1 protein-coding gene is annotated in these 1113 nt (G+C 58.2%); it reads left to right on the top strand.

From position 1 onward, the window contains the following. The first annotated feature begins 220 nt into the window (after nucleotides 1-220). The gene (locus AC04SI_RS33290) at nucleotides 221-853 is read left to right on the top strand and encodes a tyrosine-type recombinase/integrase (RefSeq protein ID WP_192180012.1); all 633 of its coding nucleotides are present in this window, start codon (nucleotides 221-223) and stop codon (nucleotides 851-853) included. Nucleotides 854-1113 lie beyond the last annotated feature (260 nt).

The following is a 1113-nucleotide window of genomic DNA, read 5'->3' as shown; positions in this document are numbered from 1 at the left end:
CGCTCGGGGACTAGACAGCTCAAGAGGCGACTTCGGCCGAACGTGTGCGCATCGCGCAGCCCGACCCACGGCACGACGGGCCGCAGCGGTCGCAATCGACCTGAAGGTCCGCAATTAAAGATCTGAGGTTCGAAGCTGCCAGTCCGCTAGCGGCCCAAAATGAGTGTCGCTTCCATAATTCGTTTTCCTTTCGGCCAATGTGGCCGAAGGAGAAACAACTATGGGAATTTCACGGTATGATCCTCCGGATCAGGAGCGACGGGCTTGGAATGCCGGCAAGAAAGTTGGTGCGAAGCGACCTCTGAAGCAACGGCAAATATGGGCTATACGATTCCTCCTCGATCGCGAACGGCGCTTGCGCGATCGAGCGCTTTTCGATCTCGCAATCGACAGCAAGCTACGCGGATGCGACCTGGTGAAAATCAAGATCGGCAGCCTGGTCGTCGGTCCAGAAATCCGAACGTGTGCAATTGTAATTCAGCAAAAGACACGACGACCTGTCCAGTTTGAGTTGATGCCTGACGCGAGATCGAGCTTGCTAGCGTGGCTCGAGCGGCGTGGCGGAACAGTCGACGATTTTGCCTTCCCAAGCAGGGTCGATTGTTCTGCTCACATGAGCACACGACAGTACGCCCGGTTAGTCGATGAATGGGTTACAGCGATCGGTCTTCGCCCAGAGGACTATGGCACTCATTCGCTACGTCGCACGAAGGCCTCGATCATCTACAAGGCGACGGGGAACCTGCGAGCGGTGCAGCTCTTGCTCGGCCATACCAAGATCGAGAATACGGTTCGCTATCTTGGCGTGGACGTCGAAGATGCGCTTGCCCTCGCCGAAGGGACTGAGATCTGATCAGAATCATAGTGGCCTCTCGGCGTGCCCCGGGGGGCCGTCACGCGCCGCGTTTCGGACATTCGAGAGGCGCCATGGCATTTGTCAAACCTGCCGTTCTCTAAAGTCGTCGCAAAGGCCGGACACGTCACGACGGCGGCGTAGTCGAGGCACCCGGCATGTACCTGTTTGGGCAAGCAGTTCCAGACACGGCGCCGGTTACGATGAGCGACCTCAGCGATCATCTCGCGCTCCTTCTTCCACGGCGGACCATGCCCGAT

It is taken from the genome of Mesorhizobium sp. CNPSo 4689, from assembly GCF_057784325.1.
This window is presented reverse-complemented; position numbering and strand designations above follow the sequence as displayed.